We start from the raw sequence: 22,234 nt of genomic DNA, 5'->3' as shown, positions 1-22,234 counted from the left end.
TTTGAAAAGCGAAATGTCGCTTAGCTAAGTGTCCAGTCTGACTGGAGCAGATCAGGGTCCCTTACATGAAACTACACGCTAATCATCATCTCTATTCAGGTAGACCTTCGTTAATTTAATTACCGTTTCTACGAGAGTGCAAAATTATGAGAATATGGCATGCCTTCTTTGCTAATCATGCTTGTCAGTCAACATAGGCTACTGAGCTTGGTTCTTTGTAGATACAATCAACTCCAGTCACATTTCCGTTGTTGTCTTGAATTATTGAACATTATTTTTAGGTATGACCAGTTAATAGGCACACCGTACTAAAGGGTATTAATCCCATCCGTTACCTGGCTCAAACCTCTATTTATTTGCTGTCTTTCTCCCTATCGAAAAGTCTTTTTTCTGAGTATTCCCAACCGTCGAACCTCGTTTTTACCTACTTTTATACGACATTATCCAATGTCTTAAGAGGCTCGTTCTTTTTATGATTTTGTTTTTATTGATCATTTTGTAAATAGCAATGTTGCATATCGTGCTGGAGGGGTAGGCGGTAAAATATATATTGCAAATATAAATGATATTTGTTCTTATTCGCGTCCATTGTGATTTATAAACTAAACCGGAATTAGAATATGAACGTTAGATTGGCTTTCACCCCTCTCGCCTTGGCAATTGGAGGTGCATTAACCACAGTGGCTACCGTGTCGAATGCAATGGCTTCAGAAGAAGTAACGGTGGATGAAACCGTGCAAGTTATTGGTCATCAGTGCGAAGGCTACGCGGAGCACATGCCGCAGTCGGGTACCAAAACGGATGTCGAATGGTTGGATGTACCGCAGGCAGTATCGGTGGTCACAAAGACGGAAATGGAAGACCGCGGTGCTGTACGTTTGGTGGATGCACTTGATGGTGTCGCAGGGGTTAACAATACCTTGGGTGAGGGAAGCCGAGACCAATTTGTGATTCGTGGTTTTGATGCGCTTAACGACATGTACCGTGATGGTATGCGTGATGACGGGACTCTGCAATCGTACCGAAGCCTAGCGAATATCGAACGTGTCGAAGTGGTAAAGGGCCCTGCAGGCGCACTTTACGGCCGAGGTTCAGCCGGCGGTATCATCAATTTGGTCACCAAGCGTGCTAACGGTGATAATTTCACAAACGTCAACGGCAGTGTTGGCAGCAATAATCTTTTTGTTGGTCAGGTTGACAGCTCGATGGCGCTTAGTGACAAGGTTAGTGGTCGTATCAACGTGGAAAGTCGACAGTCTGATTCCTATGTAGATCACGTCGACTCTAATGATTTCTTTATCGCACCGACCATTCGTGTATTGCCTGCTGAGGGGCATACCATTGATCTCGATGTAGAATATGCGCACCAAGAGTTGGTGCCATATCGTGGTGTTCCATCCAAAAATGGCAAACCTGTCGATGTCTCTGAGAGTTCTTTCTACGGTGGCACTAACGATTATCAAGAGTCGGACAGCATTCGTGTTGGCGTTAATTATGAATGGCTTTTGAATAGCGAATGGGCATGGACAAACCGCGCGGCATACAACCATATCGAGTTAGAACAAAAGGGCACACGCCAAGATAAAATGACAGTCACAGGAAATGAGGTTAAACAAACTGTCAACAACCTCGGTTACGACCCTCGTACCACGACGACTCTTCAATCTGAGCTAGTTTGGGAAACGGATTCGAACCAAATGATGATCGGTGCGGATTATAATCAGATCAATATCGACTTAACGCTCGCAAGCGATGAAACCTTACCTCCAAAAGATATCTACAACCCTGTAGCAGGCCCAACACCTGATCCGGGTTTCAAACCTTTCCGTGATAACACAACGACGACGACGGGTATTTACCTTCAAGACGTTTACACCTTGGGTGATCTATCGGTGATAGGTAACGTGCGCTATGACTCTATGGAACTTGAGCAGCAAAAAGCCGGGAAAGCCCAAGAGAAGCTAGATGATAACAAAGTGAGCTACCGTGGTGGCTTGGTCTATCGTATCAACAACGATATGTCGGTATACGCAAGCTTAGCTCGTTCGTGGCAATTGCCTTACTCCGGTATTTATATCAACCCTAAACTGGCTGAATTCTTCCATACCGATCTAAAAGAAGTGGGTGCGAAAGCTTACTTACTCGATAACGCTTTGATGCTCAATGCCGCTATTTTCCAAATTGATCAAGAACAACCACAAACCAATATTAATGGCGACGTTATCAATAAGATTGAAGCACGTCACCAAGGTATTGAACTGGAAGCTCGCGGTCAGATTACAGAGTTGTGGGATATTTCAGTTGGTTATAGCTACTTAGATGCAGAAGATAAAGATACAGGTAAAAAGCCGAATGATGTATCCGATCATCTGTTCTCACTCTGGAGTACTTACCAATTATACGAAAACTGGCGTTTGGGCGGTGGTGTGAAATACGTAGGGGACCGCTACGCAGGTAACAATGAAGCCGTCGCATTAGGTGATTACACCACTGTTGATTTGATGGCAGCGTACACCACGGGTCGTCACAAAGTTCAAGCGAACGCTTATAACGTACTTGGCGAGAAATACATTCTTGGGGCAACCAGTGGTAAGTCGGGTACTAACCAGATTGGTTACGGAGCGCCAGCTGAATTCATGCTCAGCTACGGCTATCAGTTCTAAAAGCGAGTTCAGCTCTAAGAGTCGTTAATTTTTAAGCGTTATTACGTTTCTAAGAGCTAGTACGTGACTAAAAGCTATTTCAACTGAAAAAACTATTGATTTGTTCGCTACGAGTGAGTGAACAGTTGGCCTCATTTTGAGGTCGTTTAGCCCCATGGGTCAAAGCGTTGGTATAACTTAAAAGCACAGCCTTTGACCCTAATTTGCCTACTTAGGAGATTTTCATGCCTTACCAGAATTTGGATGGTAAACCCCACGCGCAACATAAACTGCGCTTGACCGTACTTGCAACAGCCATCGCTTCAGTGACTTCCATGAGTGCATTCGCTGCGTCTGATCCGCAAACGACGACCATGGAAACGGTTGTCGTGACGGGCAGCTTGATCGGTAATTCAGAATTAGAAGATGTGAAAGAGTATCCGGGAGCGCGTACCGTTCTAACTAACGAACAAATTAAAAAGACTGGCGCACTCTCTATTGATTCAGCATTTCAAAGTGTACCGGGCATTAAGGTTCAAGACGAAACGGGCACGGGTGTATTGCCTAACATCTCGGTGCGCGGCTTGAAAGCGAGCCGCAGTGGTCATGCTCAATTTCTAATGGATGGTGTACCACTGACTCTTGCGCCTTATGGTCATACCGGACAATCTATTTTCCCAGCAACGCTATCGATGCTTGACCGAATTGATATCGTACGTGGTGGTGCGGCTGTGCAGTATGGGCCAAACAACGTGGGTGGTGTGATCAACTTGGTGACTAAGCCTATTCCACACCAATGGCAAACGGAAATCAGTAATCGTTTTACGGTATTTGAAGATGGTAATACACCGCTTAATGACTTTTACCTACGCACGGGTGGTTGGTTAACCGATACGCTGGCACTTCAAGTGGAAGGTAACTTCCTAAAAGGTGAAAGTTTCCGCGATCATTCAGATACAGATGTAAAAAACTTCCAAGCGAAGTTGCAATGGTTACTCAGCGATACCCAGGAGCTACAAGCATTCGTTCAGCGTTACGATGCAGATACCCAAATGCCGGGCGCTTTGTCGCCAAAAGATTACCAGCAAGATCGTACTCAATCGAAGCGACCATATGACGAATACAAAGGTACATCAACACGTTGGAGCCTGAAGTATTTGCATGATTTGAATATTGCAGATGGCGCAGAGTTAGAGGTTCTGACATTCGGTCACCACTCTGAGCGTTTCTTCCAATGGGGCTTTAATAGCGCAGGTGGTCATTGGGCGGATCCAGCACTACCATCAACAGATATTCGTACCTCACCACGTGAATTCGCGGTTTATGGTGTGGAACCTAAGTTAGCGATGTACTTTGACGGTAATACGGTGACGCAAAACTTGATTGTGGGTGCTCGCTATGTAAATGAAGATATCGATTACAAGCTAACGCAAACGCCAATTGCTGGTGGGGTAACAAAAGTACCACGTGATTGGAACTTGAATACCGATGCTTTCGCAGGTTACATCAGCAATGAAGTTGGCCTGTTTAACGACGTGCTAAAGGTTACTCCGGGTATTCGTTACGAATCGATTGATATGACCTTTAATGATTTAGGTAAAGTACAGAGTACAGACAACAAAGTGACCGAGTGGTTGCCGGGCTTAACCGTGGCATACCATTTAACTGAGCAATGGGTTGGGTACACCAATGCGCAGAAATCTTTGCGCGCACCACAAATCGCTTACATCCGAGGCAAGGGTGAAGAGGGCAGTGAGCTAGCATGGAACTACGAGTTGGGTGCTCGTTACAATCAAGATTCAACTAGCTTTAATGTCGCGCTCTACCGCATTGATTTTGAAGACCAACTCCAATGGCAAAGCGGAACACAGACCTTTGATAATATTGGTAAAACGCTTCATCAAGGTATTGAGCTCTCAGGTCGTTATGTTCCGCAGGCTATGCAAGCTCTGAGTTTAGGCGCGGGTTATAACTATTTGGATGCGACGATAGAGGCAGAAGGTGCAAACAAAGGTAAGCAACTTCCTTACACATCTGAGCATCAACTTAGCTGGGATGCGACTTACGCCTTTAGCAGGGTAGATACGACCTTATCTGGTTACTATTTCAGTGAGTCTTATTCTGACAATGCCAATACCAGTGCTGAAGATGCAACGGGTGCGAAAGGCAAAGTACCTGCTTACATGGTATGGAACTTAAACCTAGGCTCAGACTTGTATAAAGATGAAAACAGTAAGTTACGTATGAATGTTGCAGTGAACAATTTGTTTGCTGAGGACTACTACTTCCGCGGTATTGATACCAGTCCGGTTGGCCGCTATCCAGCGCCAGGGCGTTCATACACTTTGGATTTGAACTATCAGTTCTAATCGGTAATTGATTAAAAATAATAACGAATATAAGTCGCCAATATTATTGGCGACTTTCACGGTTCTAGTGTTTAAGGAAAAGTAAATATGGAAAACAGCTCTCGGCTTTTATTTTCGAATCAATGGCTGCTGCCGAACGGACTGCTGTCATTCAAAAGGCATTTTTTATTCAGCAGGATAGCGATAACCTTAGCTTTGTTGGCTTTAAGCTTGTGCTCATTCTCCAGTTCAGCAAAAACGAGGATCATTCAAGACGAGCAAGGTCAGTTTGAGATAGCGACTACCCCGCAACGCGTTGTGGTGTTGGAGTTCTCATTTGTCGATGCGTTAGCTGCGGTAGGCGTATCTCCGGTTGGTGTTGCCGATGACAATGATGCTTCGCGAGTGATTCCGGCGGTGCGTGAATTAGTGCAACCATGGGAATCGGTTGGGATGCGTTCGCAGCCTAGTCTAGAAGCCATTGCGGTATTAAAGCCCGACCTGATCATTGCCGATGCAGAGCGTCATCGTACGGTTTATCAAGATCTACAGCGAATCGCACCAACTCTGCTGCTCAAAAGCCGTGGAGAGACTTATCAAGAGAACTTGGAATCTGCGCTTAAGGTCGGCATCGCCCTCGATAAGCAATCGGCAATGGAACAAAGAATTCACCAACATCAACAAGCCATGGTGGAATTTAAAAGTCATTTCTCGCTTAAACAAACTGTCCAATTTGCTGTTGTGTCGGAAAAAGGAATGTGGCTACATAGCCCTGCTTCTTATGCCGGAGGTGTACTCACCACATTAGGTATTGCTAGCCCAATAGTGGAGCCGACAGACAAGGCGTACTTACCAACCAGCTTTGAGTTGTTGTTGAAAACGAATCCTGACTGGTTGCTCCTTGGTGCTTACTCAGATCCAAATATCGTTGATGATTGGCAGAAAAACCCACTGTTTAATGCATTAACATCCGCGAAGAATCAACAAGTGGTAGAAGTGTCACCAGCACTATGGTCATTGAATCGAGGCATGTTGGCCGCAGAACAAATGGCGAAAAATCTAGAGCAGATCTTGGATCGTTCATGAGTTCGATGTTGCTCTCTAGAGGTAAGCGACGTTCGCTTATAGTGTCGTGGCTTACGGTATTAGTGTCGTGGCGAGTCACGTTATTTACGGCTTTAGTGTCGTGTTTGGCGATGTCTGGTTACGTGGCCTCGATGCTAGGTTGGTCGAATTTCTCCCTAACATTGAGTGACTTAGTTCACTATTGGTTTGCGTTTGATGAGAGCAATATGACTCATCAAATATTGGCGACACTTAGAGCTCCAAGGGCTCACGCTGGGCTATTGATTGGTGCAAGCTTAGCCGTCGCCGGACTGTTGATGCAGGGATTAACACGTAACCCACTTGCGTCTCCATCAATTTTAGGTATTAACGCTGGCGCAGCCTGTTTTATGGCTTTAGCTGCGATAGGCATACCTGTGGTGAGTGATTTAAACCCGATCCTTAATGCTGTTCTTGGTGCATTGCTAGGCGGTGGTGCTGTGATGCTCCTCGGTGGCTTCTTCTCCGAACGTTCTCATCCGTTACGTTTGGTTTTAGCGGGTATCGCCATTACTGCTTTATTGATTGGGTTAACTCGAGCAGCGTTGATTCTAGCTGATGATATGGCTTATAGCGTGCTGCATTGGCTTACCGGTTCATTGTCTAGCGTGGATGAGGGACAGTGGCAACAGCTTTGGCCGCCAGCAGTGATTGGTTTGGTGTTGGCTGTTAGCCTTGCTCGTAACCTCAACTTATTGGCGCTTGGTGAAGAAGTGGCTGTGGGGTTGGGCAGTAAGATCCGGCTTACTCGCCTCATGAGTGGATTGGCTATAGTGTTGCTTGCGGGTGCCAGTGTCGCTATCGCTGGTCCCATTGGCTTTGTAGGATTGTTGGTTCCTCATTTGGTTCGGCCCATGGTTGGGCACAATTACCATCTACTGATTCCTATCTCCGCAATGGCAGGTGCAGCATTAGTGTCTTGGTCAGATGCGTTGTCACGATCGATTGCTTTCCCGACTGAAACGCCCGTTGGTGTTATTACAGCCCTACTTGGGACACCTTGTTTTATTTTGATTGCGACGAGGAGATCTTAATGCACCATCACACTAAGATAGTTTTGTTATCAGGGATTCTCATATTAGTGGCATCTGCGGGCTTGTTTGTCGGTGCAGCGTCACTTTCTATTCCTCAAGTCATCGAACATTTGGTCGCCTTTTCCAGTGACGACTTTGTTATCCATCAGTATCGACTACCACGTATGTTACTCGCGATAAGCGTGGGCGCAGGGTTGGGGCTATCTGGCGTATTAGTGCAAGGCGTGATACGTAACCCGTTAGCATCGCCTGATCTTATGGGCATTAGCGCCGGGGCAGGGCTTGCTGCGACTGCGAGTTTAGTGTGGTTCCCTAATGCGGCAGTTAGCGTACTGCCTGTGGTGGCGATGTTCGGTGGGGTATTGGCTGCTGGGTTGATTGCGCTATTGGCATGGTGGTCAAGGCCAACACCCGCCAAGTTGGCCTTGATTGGTATTGCAGTGAGTGCGTTTCTGGCGAGTTGTATCGACTTCTTGCTTGTCACTAACCCCATCGAGATCAACACTGCGATGGTATGGCTAACTGGCAGCCTTTGGGGGCGAAATTGGCAGCAAGTTCCCTTTATTTGGGGAGCGTTGCTCTTGTTGTTGCCAATGGCATTTTGGCTTGCTTGGCGATTGGATGTGATGGGGCTTGGTGAGGAAAGTGCCACCACATTGGGTACTAAGCCAAAACAGATACAAGCTCTTGCGCTATTGGCCGCTGTGTTGCTTGCCAGCGTCAGCGTTTCAGTGGCTGGAACGATCAGTTTTGTGGGTTTATTAGCACCTCACTTAGCGCGCTTGTTGTTTGGGCATAATCATAAGTTGTTAATCCCGGCGTCTGCTCTGGTGGGCGCGATTTTGGTTACTTGTGCCGACGGCTTGGCAAGAGGTCTACAACCACCGATTGAATTGCCTGCAGGGGTACTTACTTCTGTCATTGGCGCGCCTTATTTCATCTTTCTTCTCTATCGCTATCGAGGTTGGTAACCATGCTAAAAACGCAGAATCTTTCCGTCGCGTACGGCAAACAAACGATCATACCGAACCTTTCGGTGTCCATCCCAAAGGGAAAAATCACAGCCTTAATTGGACCCAATGGATGTGGTAAATCTACCTTGTTAAAGACGTTAGTCAGGATCAATAAGCCGGTGACAGGAGAGGTGTTATTTGAAGACAAACCGTTGTCGAGCTATGGCGATAAAGTGCTCGCGCGTTCGTTGTCGCTTCTGCCGCAAATATTGGTCAGCCCTGAAGGCATTTCGGTCAGAAAACTGGTTGAATATGGCCGTTCTCCTTATGTGTCCCATTGGGGAAGGTTAGGGCAAGAAGACCAAGCTATTGTCGAACAAGCAATGCGTGATACCGGCGTACTTGAGTTTGCTGATAAACCGATTGAGTCACTGTCGGGTGGGCAGCGTCAAAGAGCATGGATAGCGATGATAATAGCGCAAGACACAGATGTCGTGATGTTGGATGAACCGACCACTTATCTTGATATGTCTCACCAAGTTGAATTAATGAACTTGATGCAGCAGATGAATGACAAGGGAAAAACGGTGGTGGTTGTGCTCCATGATCTGAACCAAGCGAGCCGTTACTGCGATCATTTGATCGTTTTAGAAAGGGGTGGTTTAGTGGCTGAAGGCCCCCCCGATGAGGTGATGACCGAGACATTGCTGAATGATGTTTTTGATCTCAAAGCGAGCGTATTTCGTGACCCTATATCCAATACGCCGATGTGTGTGGCGATTTAAGCAAATAGCCGATGATTAAAGTTGTCAGTATGGCTTGCTGTGCGTCTGGTTAAAATAATCAGAGCGAATCAATTTTTGGTGTTGATTGAGATAGTATTTTGCTATAAAACGCGCATAATCTCGCTATACAACACTTAAAGAAGAAATTACCTATGACGACCTTTCAATACTACTTTCACCAACTGCCTTGCTTCGACTGTAAAAAAACGACAGTAAGTACTGATCTTGGTTGGTTAACGCCAGCGATGAAAGATACTGCTCTAGAGCAAGTGACAAAGACACTTGCGGAAGGTGAAGTTACGCCTGATCTTTCAGCAAATGTGGTTTGTACCAAAGACGAAGCTCGCGAGTATCTATTACTGAATTTCTTCGGTTATTCAGAAGAAGAGTTAGCGAGCGGAATTGAAGCTGATGATGAGCAAGAAGTCGCGGATGAAATTGCAGAACTTCTAGAAGAAGGCCAAGATACAATCACCTTCGAACATGAAATTGCTCTTCAGTGCTGTGCTGATTGCGATGTTGAAGAAGAGTCAAACTAAGCACTCGTATTAAAGTATTAGTATTAATGTAGATACATCCATTAATACAGTGTGATGTTCAAATGAAGAAAGGCGTTAGTGGCTTCAAAGTTCACTAACGCCTTTTTTGTATCTCTACATCTTATCTCTAAGCAGCATTAGATCCTATGATGCTTTATTTTCTAGAATACCTTGGCCTCCCAATTGAGAAAGGATCTCCGCGGTTTTCTCGCGGAATAAATCTCTTAATAAGCGAACCGTTGGTGTGATGGATTGACGACTAGGGCAGACTAACCACAACTCGGTTGGTGTTGGTTTAAATTCAGGCATAACTTTAACCACTTCGCCCGAAAGCAAATGCTTCGACATATCTAAACAAGACTTTATCGCCACGCCTTTACCGGCAACACACCAACGTCTAACAAGGTCAGCATCGTTCGATGCACGATTCCCTTTCAGCTTCACTTTGTGATCCTGCTTACCATCGTTAAACACCCATTCGTCTTGCAACATATCATGTAGCTGATAAAGCAAACCATTATGCTGAGCTAAGTCATTCGGGTGTTTTGGTGTTCCCATTTCAGCCAAATACTCAGGAGCCGCACACAATATTCTCGGCACATCGCAGATCTTGAAACCATACATGTTGGCGTCAGTCGGAGAGCCGTAACGTAGCGCCATATCAACAGAATCACGGTAAAAATCGATATTACTGTCACTGATGCTCGTTCTAAGTGATGCTTTAGGGTATTCAAGCAAGAACACGTCTAACCAAGGTGTGATGAGGTTGCGGCCTAGATCCGATGAAAGCGCAATGCGGATTTCTCCATCGAGAATACCAAGCTCTTCGCGCATGCTGAGCTTGGCTTGCTCTAATATTTTCAAGGCCTGTTCACACTCAGGTAAATAGCGTTCGCCTGCTGAAGAGAGCCTTAAATGGCGAGTAGTTCTTACAAACAGTTCAGCGCCTAGTGCGGCTTCAACTCGTTTGACGGCAGCACTCGCGGTTGCAGTACGCATGTCTAGGGTGGTGGCTGCTGCGGTGATGCTGCGAAACTCCGCCACTTTTAAAATGACCTGTAAGTCTTCAAGAAGCATCTTATCTACCTGTGTTTGATAATGTTCTAAACATTGTATTGAAATCTTTGCTAATCACAAAGCGGGTTAACCCTTATTTACCTCTTCTAAGCTAACTTTATACGCTTAATTATCAAAATATATTTGAAAATTATTCAAATGTTAGACGGTTTATCTAGAGTGAGAATTGACTAAGATTAACTCGTCTAATTCAAGGAGAAAGCACAATGTCAGTACCGTCAAAAATGAAAGCTATTGGATTTACTCAGTCATTTGCGATTACAGAGCAAGACAGTTTATTTGAGTTTGAAACGAGTCTGCCAGAACTAAAAAATAATGACTTGCTGGTAAAAGTGAGCGCGACTGCTATCAACCCTGCTGACGTAAAAATTCGTATTCGTAGTGCTAAGGATAAAACACTCGAACAACCTAAAGTGCTGGGCTATGACGCAGTCGGTGAAGTTGTCGGTAAAGGTACAGGCGTTGAAGGTTTTGAATTAGGTGACCGTGTTTACTACGCTGGTGACGTCACTCGCATGGGAGCTAACGCGGAATACCAAGCCGTTGATTACCGTATTGCGGCGAAAGCACCAAAGAGCCTTTCTGATGAAGCTGCTGCTGTGATGCCGCTAGCGACACTCACTGCGTGGGAAGCGTTGTTTGACCGCTTGCGTGTTCGTCCTGAAGAGCAAAAGTCGATTCTGATTATTGGTGGCGCTGGTGGCGTAGGTTCAATCACTATTCAATTGGCGAGCCAACTGACTAACCTGACTGTCATTGCGACGGCTTCAAGACCTGAAACCGAGCAGTGGGTAAGGGATATGGGTGCAGACCATGTGGTGAATCACCGTAACTTGGTTGAGTCTGTACGTGAGCAAGGCATCCAGCATGTCGATTACATTTTTAATGTTGCGGATACTAAAGGGCACTGGGAATCGATGGTGGAGCTGATTGCACCACAAGGCATGATCAGTTCGATTGTGGAGTTCGATGGTGGAATTGATCTGTCGGCGCTTCAAGGTAAGTCTGTAGGTTTTGTGTGGGAGCTGATGTTTACCCGTTCACTGTTCAACACAGACGATATCCAGAAGCAACAGGACATCTTATTCCAAGCTGCGAACTTGATTGATGCAGGCCGCATTAAATCGACACTAACGACGACGTTGAATGGTTTTAGTGTTGAGACTCTGAAAGATGCGCACCAACGTATTGAAAGCAGTACGTCGATTGGAAAAACAGCCATTAAATATTAATAGTTAATGATTTAGATCTTTGACGGTTTGAAGCATTGATCTTTTGAACACTTGAATAGAAAGCCCCTGATATCTATCGCGAATCGGTAAGATATCAGGGGCTTTTGTTCGTCTGTGGTTTATTCAGGCTTTACCTTATTCCAACAAAGCGTTACTCCGTTTCTTGCGAGGTTTTGAATTGAATCTGAAGTAAGTTTAGCTCGAAGGGCAGAGGCTGTTTGTCCGCAATCAAAAAGCCGATCTGTTTAATGTGTTGAGCTTTAAGCGCCGGAGCTCCGTTGAGTAACCGACCTCTAAACACCGCTTGAAAGTCCTTTAGTCGGAAGGCTTTCTTGAGTTGTTCACCTTTAATTGTCTCAAAGTTGTGCTTGTAGTTGGTCCTGTTTCCATCTATCCACGTTGTGAACCTTAATTGGTAAGTACGACCATCACCCACAAACGTCAAATCTAAGCTGTCCGTTTCAGAGCTTAGTGTTTTAACAGAGCGATTGATTGAACTGAAGCCACCATTGTTCTCTAACGATAGTTCGCCCTTAAATTGACTCGTCTCGCCATCATGAATAAGACCGCCTGTTGAGATGCCGCCCATCACATTGTCGTTGGTCGCTGTCCAATTCTTCTGTTCGTTCGCTTGTGTAAAATCAATCATATCTATTCCTGCTACAGATACTTGAGACCATAAAAAAGAAAGGCTGAGTATTAGGCACAAAGAAGTGATTCGTTTAGGCAGTAAGTGCGTTTTAAAGTCAGTTTCGTGCATGATTTTCTCCATTAGTTATTAGGGCGTGTTGACCTTTCGTACTTACGGAGAAGGCTCTGTAGCAAGCATAGTCAGACAATGGTTGATGAAGTCTTCATAATTCGACGTTTTGTCGTATTCGATTTTTAATGAACCGTGGAACATCAGGGTTACCGTAACGTCTCTGTAGCTTAGCCAACAGGTGTAACCGTCGTAATCGTGCCAAGCAAACATCTCACCTAATTGATATTTATTGTCCAGCTGTTCGCCCGTTGAACGAAGGTAATCGAACACTCTGAGAAATTCTTTGATGGTAATTCTGCTGTCCATGTATCACTCCCGCTACGCAGTCGACTAAAAAAAACTAAGTGCTTGTATTTCAATTAACTACGGTTTGGTTCTGCATTGCGATCACTGAGGGGAGGCCTGTATACAACATCCATTTCATCGGTTCACTTTGTGGGAGGTGTAGTTTGGATAGAACACTTACTTACTTTGACTGGTATTAAGTACAAAGAACATAATACGAGGCAAGAGAGTTACATTGGATTAGGTCGTCTAAACTTACAGTTTGTATTTAGTGATAAATAGAACAACTTGGGCTCTAAAGACGTTCTCGAAATAAATGCAAATTAGCCCTTTACCTCAACTTAACTTGAGGTATTAGGATATGCAACGTTGCTTAAGAGAATACTTTAAGGAGAGAAGAATGATCCAACTTGAACATGTAAATTTAGTGGTTAAAAATATCCCAGAGATGCTGACTTTCTATAAAGCAGCTTTCCCTCACTGGTATGTGCGTGATGAAGGGCAAGGCGAATGGTCTGGCAAGCCACGTAACTGGCTACATTTTGGTGATGAATACCAATACATCGCGTTGAGCGATCACGGCGAAGGAGAAAACAGAGATTTGGCTGGGCATTCGGTTGGCCTCGCGCACTTCGCTTATGTGACCAATAACATTGAGAGCGTCACTCAACGCCTTATCGATGCGGGCTTCCCGATTGCTAAACCCGGCGCTGAAGAACCTTATCGCAAAAACGTTTACTTTGTGGATCCGGCGGGCTTTGAAATCGAATTTGTAGAGTACTTGAGTGATGATCCCAAGCTGCGCAATGCCACGTAGTAGAACTCGTAATCGAGTTGGTGTGCTAGAGCGAGATTGTTCGAAATAAAACGTCTAAGAAAGGGTGCTAGGAAGACTTACAGAAAAGGGCATTGTGGAATATTCCGCAATGCCCTTTTTATATCTATTAGCTGATTGGCTAGCTGATATTTACTCTGCTAGTCGCTTAGTCGCTTAGTCGCTTAGTCGCTTAGTCGCTTAGTCGCTTACTTAGCTACTTAGCTTTAAACGGTACTAACAGTTGTTTGCCAAACACATTGATCAAGGCACCTGTTACGATCAGGCCACCACCTAGGTAAGTCCAAACGGATGGAATCTCATTGAAGATCCACACGCCTAACAACGCTGAGAATACGATTTGAACGTATGAGTAAGCTGAAGCTTTACCGGCAGCTTGAGTTTGCATCGCCTTGGTTAAACCGTATTGGCCTATCTGAGTGAAAATCCCGACCAGAACCAACATAATGGTTAAGAATAAGCTTGGCCATACAAAGTCGTTCCAGATCAGGGCTGTTGAGATTGGAAGAGCAACCAGCGGGAAATAGAAGATGATCACCGAGCTATCTTCAGTTTGGCTAAGCTTTCTCACAATCACATAAGCAATTGAGCTACCAAACGCGCCCAATAACGCCACCATAATGCTGAACATGGGTAACTCACTATTTGCGCCACTGTTCATGCTTGGTTGTACCATCACCAGCAATCCCGCGAGGCAGAATGCAATGCAGATCATGGTCGACTTTTGCACGCGCTCTTTTAAGAACAACACGCCAAGCAACGCGGTAAACACGGGATGTACGTATTGTAGAATGGTCGCTTCTGCTAGTGGCAAGGTGGTGACGGCGTAGTAAACACACATTAACGCCGCAGTACCGACAGCACCACGCACAAACAAGAGTGGTTTGTTATTACCCCAGATCGAAATGCCTTTTCGTTTCACATCGATATAGCTGATGCTCAAAGAGACCAAAGCCCTTGCTGCAACGATTTCAAAGACAGGTATCCCGTAGTTGCTGATGTATTTCACACAAGCAGACATCAGTGCGAACCCAAAAGCGGAGAGAATCATGAACCTAACCCCAACAGGGATCATTGAAACAGAGAAAGAAGGCATAAAAATATCAATCGGGTGAGGGAAGGGGAATCATAGCTTAATTTAAGAGAGTCGATCAAAGCCTTTGTCTTGCTCTATTACACCAAACCATTGATATTGCTGTGCGAGTGATTTCAGCAACTCGATCTCTTTGGCTGTCTCTTCCCTCAGCCATTCAATAAGGTCATTGATGATAGGCGTGTGTGTACGTTGGTGCATGAAGTAAGTCCAAGCACTGTGTTGAATCTTTGCATCCTTAGGGCAGTACAAGAAGCCCCGTTGTAGATCCTGCAAAACCAACAGCAAATCCGTCACCGTGACGCCTTCACCTGACAAGCAGGCACTGAGTGCCATATCCAAAGACAAGAAGCTGGTATTTCTAACGGGCTTTTTCGGCGGGAACTCGACATCAGCCAGCCACACTTTCCAGTCGTGATGATCTAAGGTTGGGTGGAGCCTTGGTAAGGTTAATATCGAATCGAGGTCAGTATCTTTGTTCGTTAAGTTGGTAGAATTACCTAAGCTAGCAGAATTCGTTAAACTAGTAGAACAGACCGGCGCCATAAACTCTTCACGTAAGAAGGTGATGTTAGGTGCCTTGTCATAGCGTTTTTTGAAGCGCGTGTGAAAGATCAGTAGGTCATATTCGCTGCTGTTGATCGATTCGTCTTCCTCAATCACAGGCACAATGACGATTTCATAATCTTGATAACGCTCGTTTAATTCCCGGACTTTAGAGATCAATACGCGCGTCGCGAAACTCAAAGTCGCTTTGATCACAATACGTTTCTGCTTTGGCTCGCCCCAAGAAGCAATAACCGTTTCGACATTGGCGTAGCTTTCACGTAAAGCCACGTACAAATCGTGACCTTGTTCTGTTAATTCAATCGCTCGATGCTTACGAATAACCAATGATGCGTTTAACTCATCTTCAAGCTGTTTGATCTGACGGCTGATCGCACTTTGTGTCACATGCAGCTCATCGGCGGCCAGAGTAAAGCTCATCAGCCTTGCAGCAGCTTCGAAGGCTTTTAAGCCATTATGGGATGACGGCAAGCTAGGATATGGGGTCATAATTCGTTCGCATGAGTTTATGGAATGTTAGAGTCGCAAATTTATCAATTGAACGCCAGCCTCATCGATCGTATTTTGGGCGAAATTACCTGAGGCGCTCATGAAAAAAATACTCACACTCGCATTCCCTTTGATCATTTCACAGCTGATCTCTATGGCTTTAGTCCTTACTGATGTTTGGATGATGTCGCGTATCAGTGTGTCAGCCCTTGCGGCTGGTGGCTTAGGCGCCTCTATCTACTTTTTCATCTTTATTATTGCGAGCAGCACCGTGGGTTGTGTCGCGAACTTGATTGCGATCGCTTACGGTCAGCGAGTGGCTCGCCCTGAGTTTGGTAACACACAAATTAGATTAGCCGTTAAAGGCGCAACAATGTTGGCATTTGTGTTGAGTGTGACCTTAATGGCCAGCTTTTGGTTTGCTCCGTTGGTATTAGAGGCAGCAAAACAGCCCCAAGAAGTGATTACTTTAGCAATGGAATATGTGCATGCCTTGAAATGGGTGATGCTGCCTTCGCTTATTTTGTTGGTACTGCGTGGATTAACCAGTGCGTTTGGTAATGTGCGCTCTATTCTGGTGATGTCTATCATCACCGTAATTCTGAATGTGCCAGTGAGCTACTTCCTAACCTTCCAATTAGACATGGGCTTAACGGGTCTTGGGTTAGGCACGGCTATCGCGGCCTTTATCGTGATGCTTGGATACACGGTGTGGGTATTCAAGCGTGACGAGTTTAAGCAGTTCGCCCCTTGGTTAAACACAGAAGAGTATTCAATCAAGTTAATGAGCCCGCTTTTGATGATGGGTTTGCCTATTGGGCTCGCTGCATTACTTGAACATGGCTTGATATACGGCGGAACTCTGATGGCGGGGACGATCAGTATTGCTTCTCTAGCACTGCACCAAATCCTACTGCAATGCTTAAGCTTTACTTGGAACTTCAATTTCGGTTTCTCACAAGCTGCGGCGATTTTGGTTGGCCGTGATTTCGGTGCGGGTAACTACGAAGGCATCAAAAGAACCTCGATTCTAAGCTTTATATTGGTGTCGGTGTTGAGCGTAGCCTTATCTGCCGTGTTCATCATCTGGCCAGAAATGATCGCGTCTATCTTCAAGTTAGACGATGGTACGGGCGCAATGACTTCGCTATTGGCCTCTGTTATTTGGGTGGTTGCGTTGTGCTTTATTGTAGACGCTTGGCAGTTATTGGCGATTAACCTGTTGAGAGGGATGAAGATTGTCTCAATGCCAACCGTAATGACAGCCATTGGTTACTGGGTATTTGGTTTGCCAGCGGCTTGGTATTTGATGTCTAAGTTTGAATTGGCAGGGATCTGGGGCGGAATCGGTGTTGGTTTAGGTGTGACAGGTATTCTGCTGCTTATCCAGCTGATGCGTGTCATTCAAAAGAACAGTAAGTCTCCGGATCTCTCGACTCATGCTTATTCGTGATCTGCTTGTGATGCTCGCTTTTACCACGGAACCTTGAACGATAAACTTTGTAATGCTGACCAAGAACTATCAATGACCAGTTACCAGTTTCTAATTACCAACAATGGGCTATAAGCTATAAGCTATAAGCTATAAGCTATAAGCTATAAGCTAAAAGCCCTGAATTGCGTACTTCGTAATTTAGACCTTGGTCTTACAGAAACCGTAAGCAAAGGTGGCTAGAATGATTTAAGTCGCTCATCGTTTTATCAAGGAAAATGCAAATGGAAGTTGGATTGTTTTGGGCTGAGAAAGGAATGCTAGTACTTGGCGCTCTGTTTGTTTTGACGAGCATGATGCAGTACGGAAGACGCAGTAGTGATTGGAAAGGCGTGATTACTATGTTTTATAAGCGTATCCCAATGAATATTGCGGAATACAAATGGTACCGTCTGGGCATCGCTTTACTGGTGTTTGCTGTGGTTATTCGTTTCGCATTACTGATTCTATGGCCTACATATCAGTTTTAGCTCCCTTGTACTCATTATGTAAAACGGATAAAAACGTCAACCTGATAAACGCGTAGTAGGCGATCAACACGTATAGACGTTCAACATGTATGGCCGTGCGTGAATCGGCAAGTCGAGCCTTAATAGGCTACTTATTAAGGCTGTTATTCTATAAATCATCGCAGTCATTTCATAAAATAGTGCAATTACTTTATAAAATGGCTTGTTACTATCTCTGTAGCATATTGTTTTTCATAAAGAATAATCAGAGATAATCGAATATCCGCTTTTCCCATCAATCTGACTAATAATCTACATATAAATTCATTCACCCCGTACCTGATACGATAATGATCTGTTACACTCCTCGAAATTAGCTTTAATTTGTCGGTGGTGCATTTATGTCGTTCCCAGTTCTTATATGTGATGATTCTGCATTAGCAAGGAAGCAGATGGCTCGATCACTGCCTAGTTCTCTAAATGCAGATATAACTTTTGCTGTTCATGGGCTTAATGCACTTGAAGAGTTAGCTCAAAACCAGTTTAAACTGATGTTCCTCGACTTGACCATGCCAGAGCTAGATGGCTATGGCACATTGGAAGAGATGCAACGCTTAGGTGATAACACACCTGTTGTCGTTGTTTCCGGTGACATCCAGCCAAAAGCGCAGCAGAGGGTCATGGACCTCGGTGCTAAAGCGTTTTTACAAAAACCGATCGATAAAGAAGCGTTAAAAGGCATTTTACGTGAACTTGTTGAGCCGCCAACGCAGCCTCAGGTGGTTACCCCTACCGCTTTAGATCTTCCAATACTACGCAGACGCGATATCTACATGGAAGTGGCGAACGTAGCAATCGGCCGCGCCGCCGATGCACTGGCGCGCCATTTTGATGTATTTGTCCATTTACCACTACCGAACGTGAATATTTTGGAAGTGAGTGAATTGCACATGGCACTTCGCGACTTAGCAGACAACGACCAAGTGTCGGGTGTTTGCCAAGGCTTTAGTGGAGAAGGTATTGCAGGTGAAGCGTTAGTCTTGCTGAGTGATTCCAGTGTGAGCGATCTTAAAAAGCTCATGAAGGTGCCAACAGAAAGCGAACAGTTAGAAGAATTAGAGCTGTTGATGGATGTGTCTAATATCCTTGTGGGTTCATTCCTGAATGGGTTAGGTGAGCAGTCAGAAGTTCGTTTCTTCCAGAGCTCTCCGGTGTTGCTGGGTCAACACATCTCAATCGATTCCGTTATTGAAAATACCGGCGGCTCATTCAAGAAAACGATGACTTTCGAAGTCAGCTATAACATAGATGGCACTTCAATCCGTTGTGACCTTCTATTCATGTTTGTTGATGAATCTTTGCCACTTCTAGATAATAAATTGGCCTACCTAATGGAGGAGTTTTAATATGTTGAATCTTCCTGCTGAATTTGAACAGTTCCACTGGATGGTGGACATGGTTCAGAACGTCGACATGGGGCTGGTGGTTGTTAATCGCGATTTTGAGGTGCAAGTTTGGAATGGCTTCATGACTCACCATAGCGGTAAGCAATCACATGATGCTATCGGTAAGTCGATCTTTGAGTTATTCCCTGAAATCCCAGAAGAGTGGTTTAGGCTGAAAACCAAGCCAGTCTATGATTTAGGTTGTCGCAGCTTTATTACATGGCCACAAAGACCTTACCTGTTCAAGTGCCGTAATGTTCGCCCTGTTACTCAACAAGCTGATTTCATGTACCAGAACGTGACGCTAAACCCGATGCGTTCGCCTACTGGACAAATCACGTCATTGTTCTTGTCGATTCAAGATGCGACTGCAGAAGCGTTAAGCGCTCAAAAGAATTAGCACCTGTCTTAATTCGATACTCATAGCTTGTAAAGAACAATTCAAAACATCGAATAAAAATGGCTAAGGTTAATTACCTTAGCCATTTTTTGCTTTCTATTCTTCAAATCTTATCTTTTCCCCAGTTTTTCACGTCAACCAATCCTCTTTTTCTGAGCGCTTTGCAGAGTCTTCTAGGTTAAATGAACGAAAGGGCAGCCACGAAACGTGCTTTTGGAACGGTAATGCTATGGGTGAATAGAAATTGGATTTATAAAGTCTAAGCTTGAAAGCTTCATTTAATGGAGTGCGAGGGTTCGACTCTCAAACCCAAGTGAATATTGGTCTCTAGATTGAGTCCTTTTCACTCCACTTTTCTAAGTGACTGCAAAACAGAAACGTCACGAGATTAGCCAATTTGGTCAAAAACAGATAAAAATTGGAAAATAATCGAATTTATTTAAGAAAAAAGGCATTTTTTTGTTGGAGGAAAGTGTGGTTTTTATGTGATTTTGAGGCACTTTCTTCACATATTTGCATTATGAGGGCGATATTGCGTGAAATATGAAGGAAAACGATTGCGCAATAAACCAACAGCGTTTGCGCGAATGGTTCGCTAAGTTATTAATTAATAAGAATTTAGTTGGAAAGTGTAACTGAGGAAGTTTTAGCGGATATGGAATCTTTGAGAGGATAGCATAAAAAAAAGTGAAATATCAGACTTGCTGTTACTAAATCACGACCTATAATGCTGAAAACCGGAGCGTCTGCCAACGCTCCGGTTTTTTTGTGTCCGAAGAAAAGTAAACTCGTCTGCCAACGGTTTTACTACGCATTTCGCGAGAGACACATAATTTTATGAATCAAGGAAAACACCATGCGTATCGAACAAGAACTTAAGTTAGGTTTCAAAGATGTACTCTTCCGTCCGAAGCGTTCTACCCTTAAAAGCCGTTCTCAAGTTGAATTAACCCGCGATTGTACATTCAAGCATAGCGGTCGTCAATGGTCTGGTACTCCAGTAATTGCAGCGAACATGGATTCGGTAGCAAGCTTTGAAATGGCAGCTGCTCTAGCAGAGCACGGTGTTATGACTGCAGTACACAAGCACTACACAGTAGAGCAGTGGGCTGAGTTCGCTAAAACAGCAGACAAGAAAACTCTGAACAACGTATTTGTATCAACGGGTACATCTGAAGCTGAGTTCGAGAAAGTTAAGAAGATCATGGCTCTTAGCGAAGAGTTTGTATTCATCTGTATCGATATCGCTAACGGCTACTCAGAGCACCTTGTTGAGTTCGTACAAAAAGTACGTGCTGAATTCCCGACTAAAGTTATCTCTGCGGGTAACGTTGTAACGGGTGACATGGTTGAAGAGCTAATTCTAGCTGGCGCAGACATTGTTAAGGTTGGTATCGGCCCTGGTTCTGTTTGTACTACACGTGTTAAAACAGGCGTAGGTTACCCTCAACTTTCTGCAATCATCGAGTGTGGCGACGCGGCACACGGCCTTGGCGGCATGATCATCGGTGACGGTGGCTGTTCATGTGCGGGTGACGTATCTAAAGCGTTCGGCGGCGGTGCTGATTTCGTAATGCTAGGCGGCATGCTAGCTGGTCACTCTGAGTCAGGCGGTGAAGTTGTAGAGCAAGACGGTAAGCAATACATGAAATTTTACGGCATGTCATCTCAGTCGGCTATGGACAAGCACTCAGGTGGTGTTGCTAAGTACCGTGCTGCGGAAGGTAAAACTGTTTTACTTCCATACCGTGGTTCTGTTCACAACACGATTTCTGACATCCTTGGTGGTGTACGTTCAACTTGTACATACGTAGGCGCAGCAAAGCTTAAAGAGCTAACTAAGCGTACGACTTTCATCCGTGTGCAAGAGCAAGAGAACAACGTATTCGGTAAAGAGTAATCTGAACGAGTTCGAATAGTGTAAAAAAAACCATACGTTGATTTTACGAAACTATACGCTGAAATAAAAACAACCATACCTTGAAATTGCTTGTTAAGTGTACAACACTTGAGAAAGTATACTACAGGTATGGTTTTTTATTATGAAAAAACGAATTCTTAGAAACTCGTCAGTAAAAAACATCTCACGCTTTGTCAGCCTCAAAACGAACTCTATCCATACAGTCGAATCCGACTTGGAGTTTGACGCATGTTTCCACTTCGAATTTTCGCCACAGATTATAACTTTCGAAGCGCAGCCTATGGGTTTTGAATATTTTATCGAAGGTAAGCTGCATAGGTATACGCCCGATTTTTTAGTCACATACAAAGATTCATACCAATCATTTTATGAGATAAAGCCCAAGCGCATTGCAGAAAAAGATGAGTTTAAAGAAAAGTTTAGAGCTCAGAAAGAACAAGCATTGGGCGGCGGTAAAGACCTGCACGTATTGACAGGTGATGATATTCAAATATACCCATTGCTCGATAATTTAAGGATCATTCATCGTTATGCTTGCGATGAGCGTCTTAACTCCATTCAGAGAAACATATTGAATCTATTTAAGAAATATGGAGAGCTCAGGATAGAGCAGGTTGTTCAATATTCTTCAGTTCATTCTTCTCAGTTATTACCCTCACTTTATGATTTGATTGCCAGACAGTTGTTAAGTATTGATATGCACCAGCCTATTGGTTGGCAAAGCCCTACCCCCTCTGGCAGGATAGTTGTCACTGTTAAAATTTAACCAGTTTGGGCGATA

At 44.5% G+C, this 22,234-nt stretch carries 20 protein-coding genes; 15 read left to right on the top strand and 5 right to left on the bottom strand.

The window, feature by feature from the left end:
* Positions 1 to 620 precede the first annotated feature (620 nt).
* The 7 genes from ACED28_RS20910 to ACED28_RS20880 all read left to right on the top strand — a co-directional run bounded on the left by ACED28_RS20910 (position 621) and on the right by ACED28_RS20880 (position 9,405).
* Positions 621 to 2,663: a TonB-dependent receptor gene (locus ACED28_RS20910; RefSeq protein ID WP_371710662.1), complete on the top strand. Its 2,043-nt coding sequence runs from the start codon at positions 621 to 623 to the stop codon at positions 2,661 to 2,663.
* A gap of 224 nt (positions 2,664 to 2,887) precedes the next feature.
* Positions 2,888 to 5,011 (top strand): TonB-dependent receptor family protein, encoded by a 2,124-nt coding sequence (locus tag ACED28_RS20905; protein ID WP_371710661.1) that lies wholly within the window; start codon positions 2,888 to 2,890, stop codon positions 5,009 to 5,011.
* Positions 5,012 to 5,098: 87 nt separating this feature from the next.
* On the top strand, positions 5,099 to 6,076 hold the full coding sequence (locus tag ACED28_RS20900; protein ID WP_371710660.1) for a Fe(3+) dicitrate ABC transporter substrate-binding protein FecB: 978 nt from the start codon (positions 5,099 to 5,101) through the stop codon (positions 6,074 to 6,076).
* Positions 6,073 to 7,128, top strand: a complete 1,056-nt coding sequence (locus ACED28_RS20895; protein WP_371710659.1) for a FecCD family ABC transporter permease — start codon at positions 6,073 to 6,075, stop codon at positions 7,126 to 7,128. Before ACED28_RS20900 ends, ACED28_RS20895 begins: the two co-directional genes overlap by 4 nt.
* The gene (locus ACED28_RS20890) at positions 7,128 to 8,099 is read left to right on the top strand and encodes an iron chelate uptake ABC transporter family permease subunit (RefSeq protein WP_029225349.1); all 972 of its coding nucleotides are present in this window, start codon (positions 7,128 to 7,130) and stop codon (positions 8,097 to 8,099) included. The genes ACED28_RS20895 and ACED28_RS20890 overlap by 1 nt, the downstream gene beginning before the upstream one ends.
* 2 nt (positions 8,100 to 8,101) lie before the next feature.
* On the top strand, positions 8,102 to 8,866 hold the full coding sequence (gene fecE / locus ACED28_RS20885; protein WP_371710658.1) for a Fe(3+) dicitrate ABC transporter ATP-binding protein FecE: 765 nt from the start codon (positions 8,102 to 8,104) through the stop codon (positions 8,864 to 8,866).
* A gap of 152 nt (positions 8,867 to 9,018) precedes the next feature.
* Positions 9,019 to 9,405, top strand: a complete 387-nt coding sequence (locus ACED28_RS20880; protein WP_009844806.1) for a hypothetical protein — start codon at positions 9,019 to 9,021, stop codon at positions 9,403 to 9,405.
* 144 nt (positions 9,406 to 9,549) lie between these two features.
* On the opposite strand, the gene ACED28_RS20875 is transcribed toward ACED28_RS20880, so the two are convergent.
* Positions 9,550 to 10,482: a LysR family transcriptional regulator gene (locus ACED28_RS20875; protein WP_371710657.1), complete on the bottom strand. Its 933-nt coding sequence runs from the start codon at positions 10,480 to 10,482 to the stop codon at positions 9,550 to 9,552.
* Between the two features lie 206 nt (positions 10,483 to 10,688).
* Here ACED28_RS20875 and ACED28_RS20870 point away from each other — a divergent pair, with 206 nt between their 5' ends.
* On the top strand, positions 10,689 to 11,714 hold the full coding sequence (locus ACED28_RS20870) for a zinc-binding alcohol dehydrogenase family protein (RefSeq protein WP_371710656.1): 1,026 nt from the start codon (positions 10,689 to 10,691) through the stop codon (positions 11,712 to 11,714).
* Between the two features lie 151 nt (positions 11,715 to 11,865).
* Here the strand turns inward: ACED28_RS20870 and ACED28_RS20865 are convergent, their stop codons facing one another.
* Positions 11,866 to 12,486, bottom strand: a complete 621-nt coding sequence (locus ACED28_RS20865; protein WP_371710655.1) for a CIA30 family protein — start codon at positions 12,484 to 12,486, stop codon at positions 11,866 to 11,868.
* Between the two features lie 30 nt (positions 12,487 to 12,516).
* A complete protein-coding gene (locus ACED28_RS20860; protein ID WP_371695910.1) occupies positions 12,517 to 12,783 on the bottom strand; it encodes a DUF3081 domain-containing protein in 267 nt (88 codons plus the stop codon).
* A gap of 379 nt (positions 12,784 to 13,162) precedes the next feature.
* Here ACED28_RS20860 and ACED28_RS20855 point away from each other — a divergent pair, with 379 nt between their 5' ends.
* Positions 13,163 to 13,579 carry a VOC family protein gene (locus tag ACED28_RS20855; protein WP_371710654.1) on the top strand — a complete coding sequence of 139 codons (417 nt, stop codon included), beginning with the start codon at positions 13,163 to 13,165 and terminating at the stop codon, positions 13,577 to 13,579.
* Between the two features lie 214 nt (positions 13,580 to 13,793).
* On the opposite strand, the gene ACED28_RS20850 is transcribed toward ACED28_RS20855, so the two are convergent.
* Both ACED28_RS20850 and ACED28_RS20845 read right to left on the bottom strand, forming a co-directional pair.
* A complete protein-coding gene (locus tag ACED28_RS20850) occupies positions 13,794 to 14,693 on the bottom strand; it encodes a DMT family transporter (RefSeq protein WP_371710653.1) in 900 nt (299 codons plus the stop codon).
* 42 nt (positions 14,694 to 14,735) lie between these two features.
* Positions 14,736 to 15,746, bottom strand: coding sequence for a LysR family transcriptional regulator (locus ACED28_RS20845; RefSeq protein ID WP_371710652.1), 1,011 nt, complete (start codon positions 15,744 to 15,746; stop codon positions 14,736 to 14,738).
* Between the two features lie 100 nt (positions 15,747 to 15,846).
* On the opposite strand from ACED28_RS20845, the gene ACED28_RS20840 reads away from it, so the two are divergent.
* The 6 genes from ACED28_RS20840 to ACED28_RS20815 all read left to right on the top strand — a co-directional run bounded on the left by ACED28_RS20840 (position 15,847) and on the right by ACED28_RS20815 (position 22,219).
* Positions 15,847 to 17,199, top strand: coding sequence for an MATE family efflux transporter (locus tag ACED28_RS20840; protein WP_009844814.1), 1,353 nt, complete (start codon positions 15,847 to 15,849; stop codon positions 17,197 to 17,199).
* Positions 17,200 to 17,462: 263 nt separating this feature from the next.
* On the top strand, positions 17,463 to 17,708 hold the full coding sequence (locus ACED28_RS20835; protein ID WP_009844815.1) for a hypothetical protein: 246 nt from the start codon (positions 17,463 to 17,465) through the stop codon (positions 17,706 to 17,708).
* 380 nt (positions 17,709 to 18,088) lie between these two features.
* Entirely contained in the window at positions 18,089 to 19,093 is a 1,005-nt protein-coding gene (locus ACED28_RS20830) for a response regulator (protein ID WP_012600962.1), read from the top strand.
* A gap of 1 nt (position 19,094) precedes the next feature.
* The gene (locus ACED28_RS20825) at positions 19,095 to 19,532 is read left to right on the top strand and encodes a PAS domain-containing protein (RefSeq protein ID WP_371710651.1); all 438 of its coding nucleotides are present in this window, start codon (positions 19,095 to 19,097) and stop codon (positions 19,530 to 19,532) included.
* 856 nt (positions 19,533 to 20,388) lie between these two features.
* Positions 20,389 to 21,432, top strand: a complete 1,044-nt coding sequence (locus ACED28_RS20820; RefSeq protein WP_371710650.1) for a GMP reductase — start codon at positions 20,389 to 20,391, stop codon at positions 21,430 to 21,432.
* A 142-nt stretch (positions 21,433 to 21,574) separates the two neighbouring features.
* Positions 21,575 to 22,219 (top strand): TnsA endonuclease N-terminal domain-containing protein, encoded by a 645-nt coding sequence (locus ACED28_RS20815; protein WP_371710649.1) that lies wholly within the window; start codon positions 21,575 to 21,577, stop codon positions 22,217 to 22,219.
* Positions 22,220 to 22,234 lie beyond the last annotated feature (15 nt).

Origin of the sequence: Vibrio sp. 1F253 (assembly GCF_041439295.1) — a bacterium.
Taxonomy (GTDB): Bacteria; Pseudomonadota; Gammaproteobacteria; order Enterobacterales; family Vibrionaceae; genus Vibrio; species Vibrio tasmaniensis_A.
This window is presented reverse-complemented; position numbering and strand designations above follow the sequence as displayed.